Below are 17,752 nucleotides of genomic sequence, written 5' to 3'. Positions count from 1 at the left end.
AAAAGTCAGTCGCTTAAAGATAGTGCGGAGGAATATCTCAGCCAGATAATCATTTTGATTGATCTTGTGTGATGCATAGCTCGCAAGATCTGCCCGAAGGCAAACCGTACAATCCATGCGCCACGGCATCGATTTAAAAACCCATTCACAATGTCAAAGAGCGATGGTCGAAACCACCTAACCGCCAGATGCGGTATCTGTTTTCGTTTCATTCAATCGGATGTCTGTGACCAGTTACCTGGTGGAGCCTATCGGGATCGAACCGATGACCCCCTGCTTGCAAAGCAGGTGCTCTCCCAGCTGAGCTAAGGCCCCGTAAGACCAGGTAAATGGTAGGCCCGAGTGGATTTGAACCACCGACCTCACCCTTATCAGGGGTGCGCTCTAACCAACTGAGCTACGGGCCTATGCGCCAGCGCAGGCCTTTCGGCCGCAGGCGGCATGAGCCAGCTCAGGCAAACAGCATCTAACGAGCAAGCCCGTTAGGCTGTATCCGATTGATGAAAGGACATGAGGACGACGGCAATGTTCTTTGAAAAGGTGCGAAGCACTTCCAGCGGCTAGCGCTGGCGCTTTCGTACCAATCCTTAGAAAGGAGGTGATCCAGCCGCAGGTTCCCCTACGGCTACCTTGTTACGACTTCACCCCAGTCGCTGAACCCACCGTGGTTGGCTGCCTCCTGCAAGCAGGTTAGCGCACCACCTTCGGGTGAATCCAACTCCCATGGTGTGACGGGCGGTGTGTACAAGGCCTGGGAACGTATTCACCGCGGCATGCTGATCCGCGATTACTAGCGATTCCGCCTTCATGCTCTCGAGTTGCAGAGAACAATCCGAACTGAGATATCTTTTGGAGATTAGCTAACCCTCGCGGGATCGCTGCTCACTGTAGATACCATTGTAGCACGTGTGTAGCCCAGCCTGTAAGGGCCATGAGGACTTGACGTCATCCCCACCTTCCTCCGGCTTATCACCGGCAGTTTCCTTAAAGTGCCCAACTAAATGATGGCAACTAAGGATGAGGGTTGCGCTCGTTGCGGGACTTAACCCAACATCTCACGACACGAGCTGACGACAGCCATGCAGCACCTGTCACTAGGTCCCCGAAGGGAAGGAGACTGTCTCCAGAAACCGTCCTAGGATGTCAAAGGCTGGTAAGGTTCTGCGCGTTGCTTCGAATTAAACCACATGCTCCACCGCTTGTGCAGGCCCCCGTCAATTCCTTTGAGTTTTAATCTTGCGACCGTACTCCCCAGGCGGATAACTTAATGCGTTAGCTGCGCCACCCAAGCTCTATGAGCCCGGACAGCTAGTTATCATCGTTTACGGCGTGGACTACCAGGGTATCTAATCCTGTTTGCTCCCCACGCTTTCGCACCTCAGCGTCAATAACTGTCCAGTGAGTCGCCTTCGCCACTGGTGTTCTTCCGAATATCTACGAATTTCACCTCTACACTCGGAATTCCACTCACCTCTCCAGTATTCTAGCCATCCAGTTTCAAGGGCAGTTCCGGGGTTGAGCCCCGGGATTTCACCCCTGACTTGAAAAGCCGCCTACGCGCGCTTTACGCCCAGTAATTCCGAACAACGCTAGCTCCCTCCGTATTACCGCGGCTGCTGGCACGGAGTTAGCCGGAGCTTATTCTCCAGGTACTGTCATTATCATCCCTGGTAAAAGAGCTTTACAACCCTAAGGCCTTCATCACTCACGCGGCATTGCTGGATCAGGCTTTCGCCCATTGTCCAATATTCCCCACTGCTGCCTCCCGTAGGAGTCTGGGCCGTGTCTCAGTCCCAGTGTGGCTGATCATCCTCTCAGACCAGCTATAGATCGTCGACTTGGTAGGCCATTACCCCACCAACTATCTAATCTAACGCGGGCCCATCTAAAGGCGATAAATCTTTGGTCCGAAGACATTATCCGGTATTAGCTCAAATTTCTCTGAGTTATTCCGAACCTAAAGGCAGGTTCCCACGCGTTACGCACCCGTGCGCCACTAACCCCGAAGGGTTCGTTCGACTTGCATGTGTTAGGCATGCCGCCAGCGTTCGTTCTGAGCCAGGATCAAACTCTCAAGTTTGTGTCACATACTAAGCAGGCACGATCCGAAGATCGCCGACCCGCTAGGCATGAGCTTCAAGGAGCCGATACCTGCACTGTCAAACGTAATGGATACGAATGAACATGCATCATCGCAACCAGACTGTGGAGCCTGGAAGGATGTGGCAATCGGCTTGAATTAACCGGTACTCGGAGCCTTGAGGTCCCCGGACCGGGCGCCGTCGCCCACATGTCCCTTCATCAAAAACTAACAATGTCAAAGAGCCGCTCAACAATCGTAGAGGAGACAGCTTTTGTTCCCCCGATTGATACCGGGGGGACCGGCTGTCTCTCTATGTTGGCGACCGTTGCGGTGGGCGGTGGAAGCCGCCAGCGCCGCGTCGGTGAGGGCCATCTAGGGGTGATGTTGGATTCGGTCAACACAGTTTTCGAAAGTTTTTTGAACTTTTTTCGAAAACCGCAGAATTCCGCCGTTTTTCACGTCCCGTCAGGCCTGACCAAGATGGGGTGTCCGGGCCCGGTTTCAAGGCTCCCGCCCGTTTCAGGGGTAAATTCCCCCTTTGAGAGGTCGATTCAGCCCTGAAAAAAGTTTCCGGTCCGGGTGAATCGGCCTGATTCCGATTCACAATCGCAGTGAATCGCCCCGAATCCGATTCAGCGGTCTGCGAGATTCGGGAATCGGCGATCGCGCAGCGCCCCTCCACGGGCGACTTTGGAAGATCGGGCCTCGGCGTGGTAGGATGCTCGCACAATATGGAGAGTGCCTATGTCGGTTTCGCTGGGTCTATCGATCGCCTTGTTCGCTTCGGCGGCAAGCTCATCCATAGTGTCGCTGTCGCAAAGCGAGCCGGCTGCGGCGCCGCCCGTCATGCCCCAGGCAGAAGAACTGCCTCAGATCGACGAGCTGCAACTCGACCGCGATCGCTACGAACGCCTCACCGTCCCGGTGACAATCGACGGACAGGGTCCTTTCCGCTTCTTTATAGACACTGGCGCACAGGCGACCGTCGTCACCCGCGCGGTGACCGATGCCCTGGCCCTCGAACCGAGCGGGCGCGCGTTGCTGGTCGCCATGGGGTCGACCGAGACAGTGGATACGGTGGAGCTCGACGGGCTCGAGTTTGCCGACCGCGTGTTCAACGGCATGGTCGCCCCATTGCTGGAAGGCCGTCATATAGGAGCCGACGGGATCCTTGGACTCGACAGCCTGCAGGACCTGCGCGTGGCGATGGACTTCAAGGAAGACCGGATCGCCGTCGCCGATGCAGAGCAGCTGGGAGGCAACCGCGGTTACGAAATCATAGTACGCGCGCGCAACAAACTGGGACAGATGATCATCACCGATGCCAAGGTGAACGGCATCCGCACGGCAGTCATCATCGACACGGGCGCCCAGCACTCGTTCGGCAACCCCGCCCTCCTCGACAGGCTGTCCCGCCGCAAGGGCGAACGCGACGAGCTCTTCATATCGGACGTCAACGGCGTGCAGCTGAGCAGCGACCTTGCCTATGTAAGAGAGATCGCAATTGGCGGCGTCACTATAAAGAGGGCACCGATCGGCTTTGCCGACAGCCCGGCTTTCCACGCGCTGGGCTATACGGACAAGCCCGCGCTAATTCTCGGCTTGCGCAACCTGTCCATGTTCGAACGCGTCGCGATCGACTTCTCCAGCCGCACGGTCTTGTTCGACTTGCCGCGCGAGACGGCACGGCCATCGCTCATGCAGAACGGCATCTTTCAGAACCGACCCGGACCCTGAACTTGTCGGCGAAGGCAGGGCGCCCCACATAGCGCCCCATGCCGCCAGACACGATCACATCCGACCAGCGGCACGACGCCGATAGCTGGGCGACCCTCAAGCGCTTCCTTCCCTACCTGTGGCCGAAGGACAATCCGTCCCTGCGGCGCCGGATCGTCATAGCCATGGGACTGGTCCTGCTGGCAAAGGGCACCGTCCTTGCCCTCCCCTTCGCCTATAAGAAGGCGGTAGACGCGATGACGGGGCCGGCGAACGAAGCGGCCATGGTCGCCATGGCGCTGGTGCTGGCCTACGGTCTCGGCCGGTTTGCCGGGACCGCGTTCGACAATCTGCGCAACATCGTATTCGAGCGGGTCGGACAGGAAGCGACGCGCCACCTGGCCGAAGACGTCTTTCATCGCCTGCATCGCCTGTCGCTGCGCTTCCACCTGTCCCGCCGCACGGGCGAGGTCACCAAGATCATCGAGCGCGGGACGAAGAGCATCGATTCCATGCTCTATTTCCTGCTCTTCAATATCGCCCCGACGATCATCGAGCTGGTTGCAGTCGGCGTCATCTTCTACCTGAACTTCGGCTGGGGTCTGGTAGCCGCAACCGCATTCACGGTCGTCGCCTATATAGTAGTGACCCGGCAAATCACGGAATGGCGCACCAAACTGCGGCGCGACATGAACGATCTCGACGGGCTTGCCCTCTCACGCGCGGTGGACAGCCTCCTCAACTACGAGACAGTGAAATACTTCGGCGCTGAACGGCGCGAGGAAGCGCGCTATGCCCGCGCCGCCAAGGCTTACAGCGAAGCGGCGATCAAGTCCGATTCATCGCTTGGCCTTCTCAACATAGTGCAGGCCTTCATCACCAATGCGCTGATGGCAGGCGCGATGGCTTATACAGTGTGGGGCTGGAGCCGCGGCGAGCTGTCGGTGGGCGACCTGGTGTTCGTGAACACTTATCTCATGCAGCTCTTCCGTCCGCTCGATCTTCTCGGCTGGGTCTATCGCACGATCAGGCAGGGCCTGGTCGACATGGCCGCCATGTTCGACCTTATCGATACCAACGTAGAAGTGGCCGACCGGCCAGGCGCGCCTGCACTCGTCGTTCGCCAGCCCTCCATCGCCTTCGAAAAGGTTTCCTTCGGATATGACGAGGACCGGCAGATCTTGGACGAGCTGTCCTTCGAGGTCCCTGCCGGAAGCCATGTCGCCATCGTCGGTCCATCCGGCGCGGGCAAGAGCACTATCGCCCGCCTGTTGTTCCGCTTCTACGATCCGCTCTCGGGCCGCATCCTTATAGACGGACAGGATATTGCGAGGGTTACGCAGGAAAGCCTGCGCGCCGCGATCGGGATCGTCCCGCAGGACAGCGTCCTGTTCAACGACACCATCGGTTACAATATCGCCTATGGCCGCGAGGATGCGAGCGAGGACGAGATAGTCGCGGCCGCGCGCGATTCCGCAATCCTGCCTTTCATCGACAGCCTGCCCGACCGGTTCGACACCGAGGTCGGCGAGCGGGGCCTGAAACTGTCGGGCGGCGAAAAGCAGCGGGTCGCGATTGCCCGCACGCTGGTGAAGAACCCGCCGATCCTGGTGTTGGACGAGGCAACGAGCGCGCTCGACACCAGGACCGAGCAGGACATCCTGCAGACGCTCGACCGGGTCAGCGAAAATCGCACCACCCTCGCCATCGCCCATCGCCTGTCGACGATTGCAAATGCCGACAGGATCCTGGTCCTCGATCACGGCCGCCTCGCTGAAAGCGGCACCCATGCCGAACTGCTGGCGCGCGACGGCCTCTATGCGGAGATGTGGGCCCGCCAGGCGGCAGAGCGCCAGGCGGACCCGGTTACCTGATCATTCGCCGGCCATGGTGAGGCTCGGCGTGGAGAGGTCGATCGCTTCGGCATCGAGAACCTCGACGTCGGGCCGAATTGCCTTGAGGTCGTCGAGAAACTCGCTCGCATTGCCCACCACGATGACGGTGGCCTTCTCCGATCCGACGTAATCGGCCGCTGCCTTGGTCGCAGCTTGCGGCGAAACGGCAGCAAGGCGGTTGGCATAGCGGGCGGCCTCGGCAGGCTCCAACCCGTCGAGCAGCAGGTTCGCGACGATCGAATTGAAGCCCGAGGAGGTTTCGAGACGACGGGCATAGCCGCCGCTGAGGTAAAGACGCCTTTTCCCGAGCAGCTCGTCATCGATGTCCTCATCACCCAACCGGTCGAATTCGTCGAGGAACACCTGCACGACCTCGTCCGCAGTGCTGTTCTGCGTTTGCGCGGAAGCAATCAGCATATCCGTGCCGAGCCCGCTACCCGCGCCATAACTGATAGAACGCTTGGTCCGCACCTCTTCGAACAGGCGCCCGCTCGAGCCGCCGCCGAGAATGGCATTGGCAATTTCGAGCGGGTGGTAATCGGCATCCGTGCGCTCGGGCGCGCGCATTCCGGCGTATACGGCCGCCTGCCCTGCATCGGGCATGTTGATGACGATAGTGCGGACGGGCTCGCCCTGCCCGGTCGGATCGGCGATTTCGGCAGGCGGCGCTGCTTCCACGCTCCAGCCGCCCAGCAGCATTTCGGTCAGCGCAATTGCCCGCTCGGGCGCGATGCCGCCGCTGACGATGACCTGCGTCCTTTCGGGGTGCCAATATTTGGCGCGGTGCGCGACCAGGTCTTCACGCGTCAGCGCCCCAAGGCTTTGCTGCGTTCCGCTGGGAATCGTGCCGAATGGCGCATCGCCATAGAGGACCGGTCGGGCAACCATGCGGGCGAGACCGCCCGGATCTTTCAATTGCACGGCGAGGCCATCGACCGCGCGCTTGCGTTCACGTTCGAACGCTTCTTGCGGATAGTCGGCACTCGTGATGATCGCTGCCAGAACCTTGCCAGCCTCTTCCATATTGTCGACCGGCGCGGTGAGGCTGAAGAAGGAGCCTTGCGATCCCGCTGTCGCACCGAAGCTCGCGCCAAGGCTTTCCAGGCGACGGGCGATTTCGCTTTCGTCCATCCCGCTCGCACCCTTGTCGGCCAGGGTAGCGGCCATTTCGGCGATCCCGGCCTTCGCGCGAGGATCGCTGATCGATCCGCCCGGGACGAGCACGGTCATGGTCGCAAGCGGGACATCGCCGGTTTGCGCGGCCACCACCTGGATGCCGTTATCGAGCGTGCGCTCGACGATCTCCGCCGCCTCGACCACCGGACGCTCGCCGGGTCCGGGCACGGGGTCGCGCTCGCCTTCGGGAGCAACCAAGAGCGGCTCGCCGTCGGCCGGCGGCAAGGTGCGGAACTGCGGCATCGGAACCGGATTGGCGTAGGCCGAAGGATCGTCCTCGCCAGCCGTATAGGTAATGTCCGTGCGCCTATCTTCTCTGTAGTAGACGCGCGCGACGCGCTGGACGTCCTCGACAGTAACCGCTGCAATCGCCGCCAGCCGCTTGTCAGCGAAGCCTGGATCGCCGGTGCTGACCAGCGCCTCGCCCAGTTCGAATGCGCGACCGCGGGCGGTTTCGCGCTGACGCAGGGCAGAAGCGATAAGTTCGTTCTTTGCTTCCGCAAGCTCGGCAGCGGAGACCGGCTGATCCATCATGCGCTTGCGTTCGGCGACCAGTATGGCGCGCACTTCTTCGGCATCTGCCTGCGGATTGGTAACGGCGAATTGCGCCAGCATCCCTCCTTCTTCCTGGAGATTGGCGAAATGGACCGCCTGGACCGCCTTGCCTGTGCGGACGAGGGCGGCGTGCATACGGCTGTTGTCCCCGCGCGACATGATAGCATCCATCACTTCGAGCGGCGCAGCGTCTGGGTGGGTTAGCGGGGGAAGCTTCCACACGGTCCCGACCAGCGGCAGCGGAACGTTGGGAGCCGTCGCATTGACCGTGCGCGGCGCGGTGCGCTCCATCGCTACCGCGTCGACGGTTACCTCGACCGGATCGGAACGGCGCGGGATATCTGCGAAATAATCCGAGACCATCGTGCGCAGACGATCCATCTCGAAATTGCCGGCAACGATCAGCGTCGCCGTGTCCGGCCCGTAATACGCCTGATAGAATGCGCGCGCATCGTCGAGCGTTGCGGCGTCCAGTTCCTCGATGCTGCCGATGCCGGGGCGACGATAGGGCAGCGTGTCATAGGCGCTCTCGGGGAGGACGAAACGGCTGAAGCGGCCATAGGGCGGCGCAAGCACGCGCTGGCGAAGCTCTTCCTTCACCACGTCGCGTTCCTTGTCGAACACCTCCTGGTCGATGACCGGGAAGCCCATGCGTTCGCGGTGGGTCCACAGCATCGCCTCGAGGTATTCGGCAGGGACGGTCTCGTAGTAATTGGTGCGGTCGGAGCTGTTCGAAGCATTACGCGTCCCGCCGACATCGGCGGTCAGGCCGTAGATCATATTGTATGGCATGTTCCGCGTCTTGCGGCTGAGGATATGCTCGAACAGGTGTGCAAAGCCGCTGCGGCCTTCGGGGTCGAGCTTCGAGCCGACTTCGTACCACATGGAGGTAGTCACCGTGCCGGTGGAAGCGTCGGGAATGGCGATGATCTGCAGGCCGTTGTCCAGCGTCCAGCGCTCGTACTCGATGGCGGGTGCAGAGATCGCTCCGCCGGTGCCTGCATGGTCGTCGGCGATGGCCGGACTTGCAGCGAGGATCGCAAGCGTCGCTACGCCGGCGCTCAGAATGGCGGATTTCATCATGTTCCTACCCCTGTCGATTGATTTGCCCGAATCTGGCTAGCAAGCGGCAGCCTGTAAACTGACCCCGGCTCGACGGAGGGGCGAGCAGGGTCTGCGAACCACAGGACGCGGCCTGTAGCCCCGAAGGTTGTGTTGCAGCGCAACATAGGCCAAAGGGGCATCACATGCAGGCCGCTGCCTGCCCCATTCCATGTAAGACGAACGGACAAACGCATGCTCGACCGCAGCGCGATCAAACGCGACTGGTTCTCCAACATCCGCGCAGACATCCTTGCCGGTATCGTTGTGGCCCTGGCCCTCATTCCCGAAGCGATCGGCTTTTCGATCATCGCGGGCGTCGATCCGCGCGTGGGTCTTTATGCCTCGGTCGCGATTGCCATGGTCATTGCGTTCACCGGCGGCCGCCCGGGCATGATAAGCGCGGCCACCGCCGCCGTCGCAGTGGTCGTCGTCCCGCTGGTGCGCGACCACGGGGTCGAATACCTCTTCGCTGCGACGATCCTGATGGGCATCTTCCAGGGCATCGCGGCGCTGCTGCGGCTCGACCTGCTGATGCAATTCGTCTCCCGTTCGGTGATTACCGGGTTCGTCAACGCGCTCGCCATCCTGATCTTCATGGCGCAGTTGCCGCAGCTCGATCCCACCGCAGCGGGCATCGGCTGGATGACCTATGCCATGGTGATCGCCGCACTGGCGATGATCTACATCATTCCGAAATTCACCACAGCCATCCCCAGCCCGCTCATCGCGATTATCGTGCTGACCGCGCTGACGATCTGGCTGGATGCGCCGGTCAATACCGTATCGGACATGGGCGAGCTGCCCGAAGGCCTTCCCTACTTCGCCCTGCCCGACGTCCCGCTGACCTGGGAAACGCTTGCCATCATCGCTCCCTACGCTGCGACCATGGCGGCGGTCGGCCTGCTCGAATCGCTGCTGACCGCGCAGATCGTCGACGACATGACGCACACTGGTTCGAACAAGCGCCGCGAGAGTGCTGGCCAGGGCGTGGCCAATGTCGTCGCCGCCATGTTCGGCGGCATGGGTGGCTGCGCCATGATCGGCCAGTCGGTCATCAACGTAACCAGCGGCGGTCGCGGACGCCTGTCGACCTTCACGGCGGGCCTGTCGCTGCTCATCCTTTTGGTGGTGCTGGGCGACCTCGTGGGTCGGGTGCCGATGCCGGCCCTGGTCGCGATCATGATCATGGTATCGATCGGCACCTTCTCGTGGAACTCGATTCCCAACATCTCGAAGCACCCGTGGCAGTCGAGCGTTGTCATGCTCGCAACCGTCGTGGTGGTGGTCGCGACGCACAACCTTGCGCTCGGCGTGCTGGCAGGTGTGATCCTGTCGGGCGTGTTCTTCACCCACAAGGTGATGACCATGTTCGAGGTGGTCCGCGAGCGCGAGGGCGACACGGCCATCTACCGCGCCAAGGGCCAGATCTTCTACGCGAGCGTCGAGCGCTTCGAAGCTGCGCTCGGCCCGGAAAGCACAATGCCCGACCCTGCGGATCACGTGATCATCGACGTGCGCAAGGCCCACTTCTGGGACATCAGCGCCGTGGGTGCGCTCGACAAGGTAGTGGAGCGAATGCGCCGCAACGGTCGAAGCGTTCAGGTCCGCGGCCTGAACCGCGCAAGTTCGGACCTGGTCGACAAGTTTGCCCTCACCGACAAGACCGGCGTGGAAATCGGGCTGGCCCCGCACCCGTAAAGCGGATGGGGCAGGCGCGAGCTTGAGCCAGCGCCTGCCACATCGGCAATTACATTTTCATCCGCAGCTCGCGAAGGATGTAGGTTCCCTTGATCTTGCGGATCTTGTTGTAGAGTTCGCGGACCGTCTGGTTGCTGCTTTCCATGTTGGAATTGCCCCAGGCTTCCATGAACTTGTCATACTCGGCCTTGTCGGGATCGAGCGATTCCATGTTCGGATAGTTGATGCGCAGGACGAGGTTCACCTCGTTGCTGCCGAAGGGCACGACATAGATCCCGTAATCTGTGATCCGGCCCAGATCCTTGGCCACTTCGTTGGCTTTCACCCAGGTCGACCTCAGCCCTTCGAGATAATAATCCAGCTGGCCTTCATCGACCTTCACATAGGTAAGTTCGATCACGGTTTCCTGGGGAGTGTAATCTTCCCAGACGTTGAGCTGCGCAGAGGCAGGCGCGCTCAAAGCCAGCGTTCCCGCTGCAGCCGCAATGATCGACGATTTGATGATACGCTTCATGTGCATTCTCCGGTTCAGGAGTTAGCGACCCTGATCCGAGGAAATGAGCGACTTGTTTTGGTGTGTTCCCCCGCCTGGATAATGCCACCGCGCAAAAACGGAGTCAAAGCGAGGGCGAGGAACCTGCTTCGAGGTCTCCGGCAGGAACCTAACCGTCTTGCTAGTCGACTGGAATCACACCCTTTCGACGAGATTCTCTGGCCATCGCACCGGCAATCAGGAGTGCCGGGCCGCCAGATTCTGGAGAATGAGAATCGCTTCGGCGCTTCTGGCGGCAGGCACGAAGGCATGATCGTGGTTCAAGGCGGCGACCATGTTGCAGGCAATGCCCGCCACGGCCAGCGCGGTCGCAACTGCGGCGGTAAGTCCCACGCCCTCCAGGTCGGAATAGACCTCCAGCGTGATCCGCGCCATGTCGGCGCCATCGATATCGGCCTGGTCGGCAATCGCCGCAGGAACTATTGCCGAGACACCTTCTTCTTCGCGAAAGGTGGCGATCGCCGCGCCAAGCAATTGCGCAGCGTTGGACGGTTCGATTTGCACATAGCGATAACGGTCCGGATCCAGCCGCGGCGATAGCTGCTTGAGCATCGCGGCAAGATCACGGACCGTTTCGCGCGTCACAGGATGTACTTGCTGAGGTCGGTGTCGCCGGCGAGATCGTCGAGCCGTTCGCGGACGTAGGCGGCATCGACCGTGATGGTCTCGCCCGTGTGCTCTTCCGCTTCGAAGCTGATGTCTTCAAGCAGTCGCTCCATGACCGTCTGCAGGCGGCGTGCGCCGATGTTCTCGACGCTCTCGTTCACCCGCGCGGCGATCTTGGCCACTTCGGCAATCGCGTCCTCGGTAATGTCGAGGGTGACGTCTTCCGTGCCGATCAGCGCGCGGTACTGGTCTACCAGGTTCGCCCGGGTTTCGGTCAGGATGCGCACGAAGTCCTCTTCGGTCAGTGCGCGCAATTCGACGCGGATCGGCAGGCGGCCCTGCAATTCGGGCAGCATGTCGGAGGGCTTGGCGACGTGGAATGCCCCGCTGGCGATGAAGAGCACGTGATCGGTTTTCATCGGACCATACTTGGTCGCGACCGTCGTGCCTTCGATCAGCGGCAGCAGGTCGCGCTGCACACCTTCGCGGCTTACCGAGCCGCCGCGCACGTCGCTGACCGCGATCTTGTCTATCTCGTCGAGGAAGACGATGCCGTTGGTTTCCGCATTCTCCAGCGCGACGCGGTGCACGTCATCCTGGTCCATGCGCTTTTCGGCTTCTTCTTCGACCAGCTTGTCCCAGGCATCGGGGACCTTGAGCTTGCGGCGCTTGGTCGGCGCCTTACCCATCGCCTTGCCGAGCATGTCGGACAGGTCGATCATGCCCACATTGCCCGGCATACCGGGAATTTCCATGTTGCTGGTCGGCTGGTCCTTTACGTCGATTTCGACTTCGGTGTCGTTCATCGCGTTCTGTACTATGCGCTCGCGAAAGGCCTCGCGCGTCGCTTCGCTGGCATTCTCGCCGACAAGCGCGTTGAGCAGGCGGTCCATGGCCGCCTTGCTGGCTGCCTCCCGCACCGCTTCCCGGCGGCGATCCTTCTCGAGACGGATCGCTTCTTCGACCAAATCGCGGGCGATCTGTTCGACGTCACGGCCGACATAGCCGACCTCGGTGAACTTGGTCGCCTCGATCTTGACGAAAGGCGCTTCGGCCAGCTTGGCCAGGCGGCGGCTGATCTCGGTCTTGCCGCAGCCGGTAGGGCCGATCATCAGGATGTTCTTGGGCGTCACCTCGTCGCGCAAATCCGCATCGAGGCGCTGCCTACGCCAGCGGTTGCGCAGGGCCACGGCCACGGCGCGCTTGGCGTCCTTCTGGCCGATGATGTGTTCATCCAGCGATCCGACGATCGCCTTGGGTGTCAGATTGTCCATGAAATCTCTCAGACCTCTTCGAGGGTCACATTGCCATTGGTGAAGACGCAGATGTCCGCGGCGACCTGCATCGCCTTGCGCGCAATCACTTCGGGGTCGTCTTCATATTCGGCAATCGCCTTGGCGGCGGCGAGTGCGTAATTGCCGCCCGATCCGATGGCCGTGATGCCGCCTTCGGGCTCCAGCACGTCGCCATTGCCGGTGAGGACGAGGAGGTTTTCCTTGTCCGCCACGATCATCAGGGCTTCGAGATTGCGCAGGTACTTGTCCGTGCGCCAGTCCTTGGTCAGTTCGACCGCAGCGCGCAGCAGCTGCCCGCTATATTGCTCGAGCTTCTTTTCGAGCCGTTCGAACAGGGTGAAGGCATCCGCCGTCGCCCCGGCGAACCCGGCGACGACTTTGCCGCCTTCACCGATCCGGCGGACCTTGCGGGCATTGGGCTTCATCACCGTGTTGCCCATGGAGACCTGTCCGTCCCCGGCAACGACGATCCTGTCGCCCTTGCGTACGCCGATTATCGTGGTGCCATGCCACTGGGTCAGCCCGTGGCGATTGTCTTGTTCACTCATGCCGCCGGATATGGGGTGCCGAGCGAAGGGGTCAAGCGATCAGCGCCCCGGACCGCCCTGACCGCCAAGTCCCGGCTGGCCGACCGTGCCGATATTGCCGAACAGGTCTTCGAGGAAGCCACGCTCGCGGCCGAGGGTCGGCGTCTCGTCGCCATCGGGCGAGAGGTAGACGACCTTTTCGATACCGCTGCGGTCGGCAGACACGACATTGCCTGCCGCATCGAACTTGACCGCCAGTACCTGGTGCTCGCGAATGGTGGGACGCACGAAGGGTTTGCGGCCCGTCGTGCTCGACACGTAATACCAGGTCGGCTCGCCGTACTGGCTGGTAAAGGTCGGCCGACCGAGCGTGTCTTCCACGCTGCGCTGGTTGTCGATGCCGGGCTGGACCGTGCCGAGCAGCAGCGAATCGACGATGTAGCCGCGCGGCTCGCGAATCGACGAGCAAGCAGTCGTTGCGAGACCCGCTGCGAGAATGGCAGCGATACCGAAAATCTTGGACCTGTTCATGGGAACAGCATGTCTCCATCCTGGTGCGCGCTTGGCGTGTTCGCCAGCGCATCCTATATGCGGCTCACGCCCTAAACCGAAAGGCGCGCGCCTTGCAACGTGCGTATCGCGAACCGGTGGGGATGGCGGCTTTAATTGCCGCTGAACGATAGTCGAAGAAAGCGCTTTACCCGATGACCTTTTTTGCCCGCCTGTTCGGCACCCAGGAAGACCCGCGCGAGCAATGGCGCCCGCTGTGGCACCGCGTGGTCGAGGAAGCACGCGACCCAGACTGGTACCGCATGTGCGGGGTAGCCGACACGCTGGAGGGCAGGTTCGACATGGTCACGCTGGTCCTCAGCCTTGCGATCCTGAGGATGGAAACGGACGAAGACCTTGCGCCGCACACCGCGCTCCTGACCGAATTGTTCGTGGAAGACATGGAAGGCCAGCTTCGCGAAGCCGGCATCGGCGATCCGACGGTCGGCAAGAAGATCGGCAATTTGATGAGCAGCATGGGCGGACGCCTCGGCGCCTACCGCACGGCGCTCGCCGCCGAAGACCGTGTCGCGTTGGCCGATGCGCTGAAGCGCAATGTCACCATGTCTCAGGAAGACGAGGCCGAGGCTCTCGCCGAACGCATGATCCGCCTGCACAAGCGGCTGGCCCGCACGGAAGCCTCGCAGCTTCGCGCAGGGGAGTTCGCCGCGTGAGCGCACCTGAGCTTTCCCGCCCGATCAAGCCGCGCGCCCTGCCCGCCGGCACCATGACCATTGAGGCGGACGAGGCAGAACGCGCCGCGCTGGCCAGTCGCTTCGGGATCACCGCAATCCACACCCTCACCGCAGAGGTCGAGTTTGGCGAAAAGGACGGAGCGGTGCTGGCGGAGGGAAAACTGGCCGCCACGCTCGAACAGCCCTGTGCCGTGACGCGGGAAGACTTCACCTACGAAGTGTCGGAAACCTTCTCGCTGCGCTTCGTGCCCGAAGGCCGGATGGGCGAGTACGAGGAAGACGCGGAATTCGAGCTCACCGAAGACGATCTCGACGAGATCGAATACGAAGGCGACAGTTTCGACCTGGGTGAAGCGATCGCTCAGGAGCTCGCTCTTGCTATCGACCCTTACCGCGAAGGCCCCGGCGCCGAAGAAGCGCGCGAGGAAGCGGGCATCGAAAGCGACGAGAATCGTAAGCCAAGCGGACCGCTGGCAGAAGCATTGGCAGCGCTCAAGAAGTAGGCGGCGCATGAAAAAGGGCCGCACAATGGCGGCCCTTTTCAAATCTTGGCGTTCTCCCGCTCAGAACGGGATGTCGTCGTCCAGATCGTCGTAGTTCGATCCGCCGCCGGAACCGCCACCCTGCGAACCGCCCGAAGAACCGCCGCCGCTGCGCCAGTTGTCGCCGCCACCCGAGGACTGGCCACCGCCCTGGTCCCAGCTGGAACCGCCGCCACCGCCACCGCGATTGCCGCCCTGGGCGCCGTCGAGCATGGTCAGCGTGCCATTAAGGCCGCGCAGCACGATTTCGGTCGAGTAGCGGTCATTACCGCTCTGGTCCTGCCACTTGCGGGTCTGGAGCTGGCCTTCGATGTAGACCTTGGAACCCTTGCGCAGGAAACGCTCGACCACGCCGATAAGACCTTCGGAGAAGATCGCGACGGTGTGCCATTCGGTGCGTTCCTGGCGTTCGCCGGTATTGCGATCCTTCCACGTTTCGCTGGTCGCGATGCGGAGGTTGGCGACCTTGCCGCCGTTCTGGAAGCTGCGGATTTCCGGGTCTGCGCCCAGGTTTCCGATCAGCATGACTTTGTTGAGGCTACCGGCCATCGAATCGTTCCTTCGTAACTGTTAGCCGTGGCCTAACCGAGCGAGCGCACAGGTTCTAGGTCGCAGGCGAGGTTTCCACCGAAGCGGAGCTAAAGACCTGCTGCCGTCGCGATCCAGTAGGTCGCCCCGGCGGACAGCCAGGCGAGCGCGAAGAGGTATACCACCATGACGGTCGGCCACTTCCATCCGTTCGTCTCGCGCCGCGCGACGGCAATGGTCGAAAGGCATTGCGGGGCGAACACGAACCAGGCGAGGAATGCCAAAGCGGTCGGCAGGCTCCACAGCGCAGCGATTTTCGCGGTCACGCCCTCGGCGGCGATGTCCTCGTCCTCTGCATCCACGGCATAGGTCGTCGCGAGGGCGGACACGGCGACTTCCCGGGCGGCCAGCGCCGGAATGATGGCAAGGCTCATTTCACGATTGAAGCCCACCGGTTCGAGTACGGGATGCAGCGTATCGGCTACTGCGCCGGCGAGGCTTGCGTCGAGCTGGCTTTCACCCGGCTCCGCCTTGGGGAAGCTGAGCAGCACCCACAGCGCGATCGTGGCGACGAAGATAATCGTACCTGCGCGGCGCAGGAAGACCCAGGCGCGCTGCCACAGGCCGATGGCAAGGTCCTTGAGGCGCGGCAGCTGGTAGCGCGGCAGTTCCATGATGAAGCCCGACGCCGCGCCTTTGGTCACCGTGCTGCGCAACACGAGGGCGACGACCATAGCGCCCACAATGCCTGCTACATAGAGCGCGAACAGGACAAGGCCCTGAAGGCCGATACCCGGCCCTACCGTCCTCTGAGGAATGACCGCGGCGATGACGACGGCATAGACCGGCAGGCGCGCCGAGCAGGTCATCAGCGGGGCGATCAGGATGGTGGTCAACCGGTCCTTGGGATCGGAGATTGAGCGCGTCGCCATGATGCCGGGAATGGCGCAGGCGAAACTGGAAAGAAGCGGGATGAAGCTACGTCCGGAAAGACCGACCAGTGCCATCAGCCGGTCCATCAGGAAGGCCGCCCGGGCCATGTAGCCACTGGCTTCCATCACGAGGATGAAGAAGAACAGGATCACGATCTGCGGCAGGAAGACGACCACAGATCCGACACCGGCGAGTACGCCTTCGACAAGGAAATCCCGGAACAGGCCTTCGGGCAGCCGCTCTGAAACCACGCCCGAAATCGCGCCCACGCCGCCTTCAAGTGCATCGGCGAAAGGCGTGGCCCACGCGAAGACGGCCTGGAAGACCACGAACAACAGGCCGAACAGTATGACCGGCCCGATCCACGGATTAAGGAGAACGCGATCGACACCGTTTTCGATGGTGTGGCGGGTCGACTTCGAGAGGATCGCGCTGCGGGCAATGTGCTTGGCCGTCAAACGCCGTTCGGGCAGAGTCAAATGCCAGCGTGTGTGCGCTTCCTCGTCCGCATGGCTGCGTGCTTCCGCGATCGCGTCGGTCAGCTCCGCGATGCCCTTGCGGCGCACGGCGACGGTCGGCACCACGGGCACGCCGAGCGCTTCGGACAGCGCTTCGGGATCGAGGGTCAATCCATCGCGCTCGGCAAGGTCGACCATGTTGAGCGCCACGACTGTGGGCTTGCCCAGTTCCAGCACCTCTTGTGCGAACACGAGATGCTGTTCCAGATTTGCTGCATCTAGGACGAGGATCAGCACATCGGGCGCCGCTTCCCCGTCGAAAACGCCCTTCACCACATCGCGGGTGACGGCTTCGTCAGGGCTCGCCGCATCGAAGCTGTAGGAGCCGGGAAGGTCGAGCAATTCGACCGGCGCACCACTGGGCAAGGTAAGACGCCCTGCCTTACGCTCGACGGTCACGCCGGCGTAATTGGCGATTTTCTGCCGTGCGCCGGTAAGCGCGTTGAACAGGGCCGACTTGCCCGAATTGGGATTACCGACCAGCGCCGCTGTACGTTTCGCGCTCATGCCGCTTCCACCTCGATGGCGCGGGCATGGATGCGGCGGATGGCGATAGTCATGTTGCCGAGGCGGAGTGCCAGCGGGTCGCGCCCGCCAAATACGCCGCGATGCACGACAGCGATCTCCGCGCCTTCGTCTACGCCAAGCGCCTTCAGCCGCTTGCCTTCGTCTTCGGCCAGACCGGCCCAGTCCACGGCGACGATGCGCGCCGGTTTTCCGCTGTCGAGAACGTCCAGAGTCATGCTGCCGCCCCTGTCAGAGCGGGCCGCTAATTGCAA

General features: G+C 61.8%; 14 protein-coding genes, 2 tRNA genes and 1 rRNA gene. 5 read left to right on the top strand and 12 right to left on the bottom strand.

Annotated elements, in window-relative coordinates; translation table 11 throughout:
* Positions 1-239: 239 nt before the first annotated feature.
* The 3 genes from BM173_RS09075 to BM173_RS09065 all read right to left on the bottom strand — a co-directional run bounded on the left by BM173_RS09075 (position 240) and on the right by BM173_RS09065 (position 2,080).
* Positions 240-315: transfer RNA gene (locus tag BM173_RS09075), tRNA-Ala, on the bottom strand.
* Positions 316-330: 15 nt separating this feature from the next.
* Positions 331-407: transfer RNA gene (locus tag BM173_RS09070), tRNA-Ile, on the bottom strand.
* A gap of 184 nt (positions 408-591) precedes the next feature.
* Positions 592-2,080: ribosomal RNA gene (locus tag BM173_RS09065) — 16S ribosomal RNA — on the bottom strand.
* A 747-nt stretch (positions 2,081-2,827) separates the two neighbouring features.
* Between BM173_RS09065 and BM173_RS09060 the strand changes: the two genes are divergently transcribed.
* On the top strand, positions 2,828-3,820 hold the full coding sequence (locus tag BM173_RS09060) for a retroviral-like aspartic protease family protein (RefSeq protein WP_245755839.1): 993 nt from the start codon (positions 2,828-2,830) through the stop codon (positions 3,818-3,820).
* A gap of 38 nt (positions 3,821-3,858) precedes the next feature.
* A complete protein-coding gene (locus BM173_RS09055; protein ID WP_090480454.1) occupies positions 3,859-5,673 on the top strand; it encodes an ABCB family ABC transporter ATP-binding protein/permease in 1,815 nt (604 codons plus the stop codon).
* On the opposite strand, the gene BM173_RS09050 is transcribed toward BM173_RS09055, so the two are convergent.
* Complete coding sequence (locus BM173_RS09050; protein WP_245755838.1) at positions 5,674-8,505, bottom strand: M16 family metallopeptidase; 2,832 nt, start codon at positions 8,503-8,505, stop codon at positions 5,674-5,676.
* Between the two features lie 216 nt (positions 8,506-8,721).
* Between BM173_RS09050 and BM173_RS09045 the strand changes: the two genes are divergently transcribed.
* Positions 8,722-10,227, top strand: coding sequence for a SulP family inorganic anion transporter (locus tag BM173_RS09045; RefSeq protein WP_090480448.1), 1,506 nt, complete (start codon positions 8,722-8,724; stop codon positions 10,225-10,227).
* A gap of 49 nt (positions 10,228-10,276) precedes the next feature.
* On the opposite strand, the gene BM173_RS09040 is transcribed toward BM173_RS09045, so the two are convergent.
* From BM173_RS09040 to BM173_RS09020, 5 genes are all read right to left on the bottom strand, one after another.
* A complete protein-coding gene (locus tag BM173_RS09040) occupies positions 10,277-10,741 on the bottom strand; it encodes a hypothetical protein (protein ID WP_143089617.1) in 465 nt (154 codons plus the stop codon).
* Positions 10,742-10,957: 216 nt separating this feature from the next.
* Positions 10,958-11,365, bottom strand: coding sequence for an ACT domain-containing protein (locus BM173_RS09035; protein WP_090480443.1), 408 nt, complete (start codon positions 11,363-11,365; stop codon positions 10,958-10,960).
* The gene (gene hslU, locus BM173_RS09030; protein ID WP_090480440.1) at positions 11,362-12,660 is read right to left on the bottom strand and encodes an ATP-dependent protease ATPase subunit HslU; all 1,299 of its coding nucleotides are present in this window, start codon (positions 12,658-12,660) and stop codon (positions 11,362-11,364) included. The genes BM173_RS09035 and hslU overlap by 4 nt, the downstream gene beginning before the upstream one ends.
* 8 nt (positions 12,661-12,668) lie before the next feature.
* Entirely contained in the window at positions 12,669-13,229 is a 561-nt protein-coding gene (gene hslV, locus BM173_RS09025) for an ATP-dependent protease subunit HslV (RefSeq protein WP_090480438.1), read from the bottom strand.
* Between the two features lie 39 nt (positions 13,230-13,268).
* Positions 13,269-13,739, bottom strand: coding sequence for an outer membrane protein assembly factor BamE (locus BM173_RS09020; protein WP_090480435.1), 471 nt, complete (start codon positions 13,737-13,739; stop codon positions 13,269-13,271).
* Positions 13,740-13,912: 173 nt separating this feature from the next.
* Between BM173_RS09020 and BM173_RS09015 the strand changes: the two genes are divergently transcribed.
* Positions 13,913-14,431 carry a ubiquinol-cytochrome C chaperone family protein gene (locus BM173_RS09015; RefSeq protein ID WP_090480430.1) on the top strand — a complete coding sequence of 173 codons (519 nt, stop codon included), beginning with the start codon at positions 13,913-13,915 and terminating at the stop codon, positions 14,429-14,431.
* Positions 14,428-14,955 carry a YceD family protein gene (locus tag BM173_RS09010; protein ID WP_245755837.1) on the top strand — a complete coding sequence of 176 codons (528 nt, stop codon included), beginning with the start codon at positions 14,428-14,430 and terminating at the stop codon, positions 14,953-14,955. The genes BM173_RS09015 and BM173_RS09010 overlap by 4 nt, the downstream gene beginning before the upstream one ends.
* Before the next feature lie 60 nt (positions 14,956-15,015).
* Here the strand turns inward: BM173_RS09010 and ssb are convergent, their stop codons facing one another.
* From ssb to BM173_RS08995, 3 genes are all read right to left on the bottom strand, one after another.
* Complete coding sequence (gene ssb, locus BM173_RS09005; protein ID WP_090480427.1) at positions 15,016-15,543, bottom strand: single-stranded DNA-binding protein; 528 nt, start codon at positions 15,541-15,543, stop codon at positions 15,016-15,018.
* Between the two features lie 89 nt (positions 15,544-15,632).
* Complete coding sequence (gene feoB / locus BM173_RS09000; protein ID WP_090480424.1) at positions 15,633-17,480, bottom strand: ferrous iron transporter B; 1,848 nt, start codon at positions 17,478-17,480, stop codon at positions 15,633-15,635.
* Entirely contained in the window at positions 17,477-17,716 is a 240-nt protein-coding gene (locus tag BM173_RS08995; protein WP_090480421.1) for a FeoA family protein, read from the bottom strand. The genes feoB and BM173_RS08995 overlap by 4 nt, the downstream gene beginning before the upstream one ends.
* Between the last annotated feature and the right edge of the window lie 36 nt (positions 17,717-17,752).

The sequence above is a fragment of the Qipengyuania nanhaisediminis genome (assembly GCF_900115585.1).
In the GTDB taxonomy this organism is placed as follows: domain Bacteria; phylum Pseudomonadota; class Alphaproteobacteria; order Sphingomonadales; family Sphingomonadaceae; genus Qipengyuania; species Qipengyuania nanhaisediminis.
This window is presented reverse-complemented; position numbering and strand designations above follow the sequence as displayed.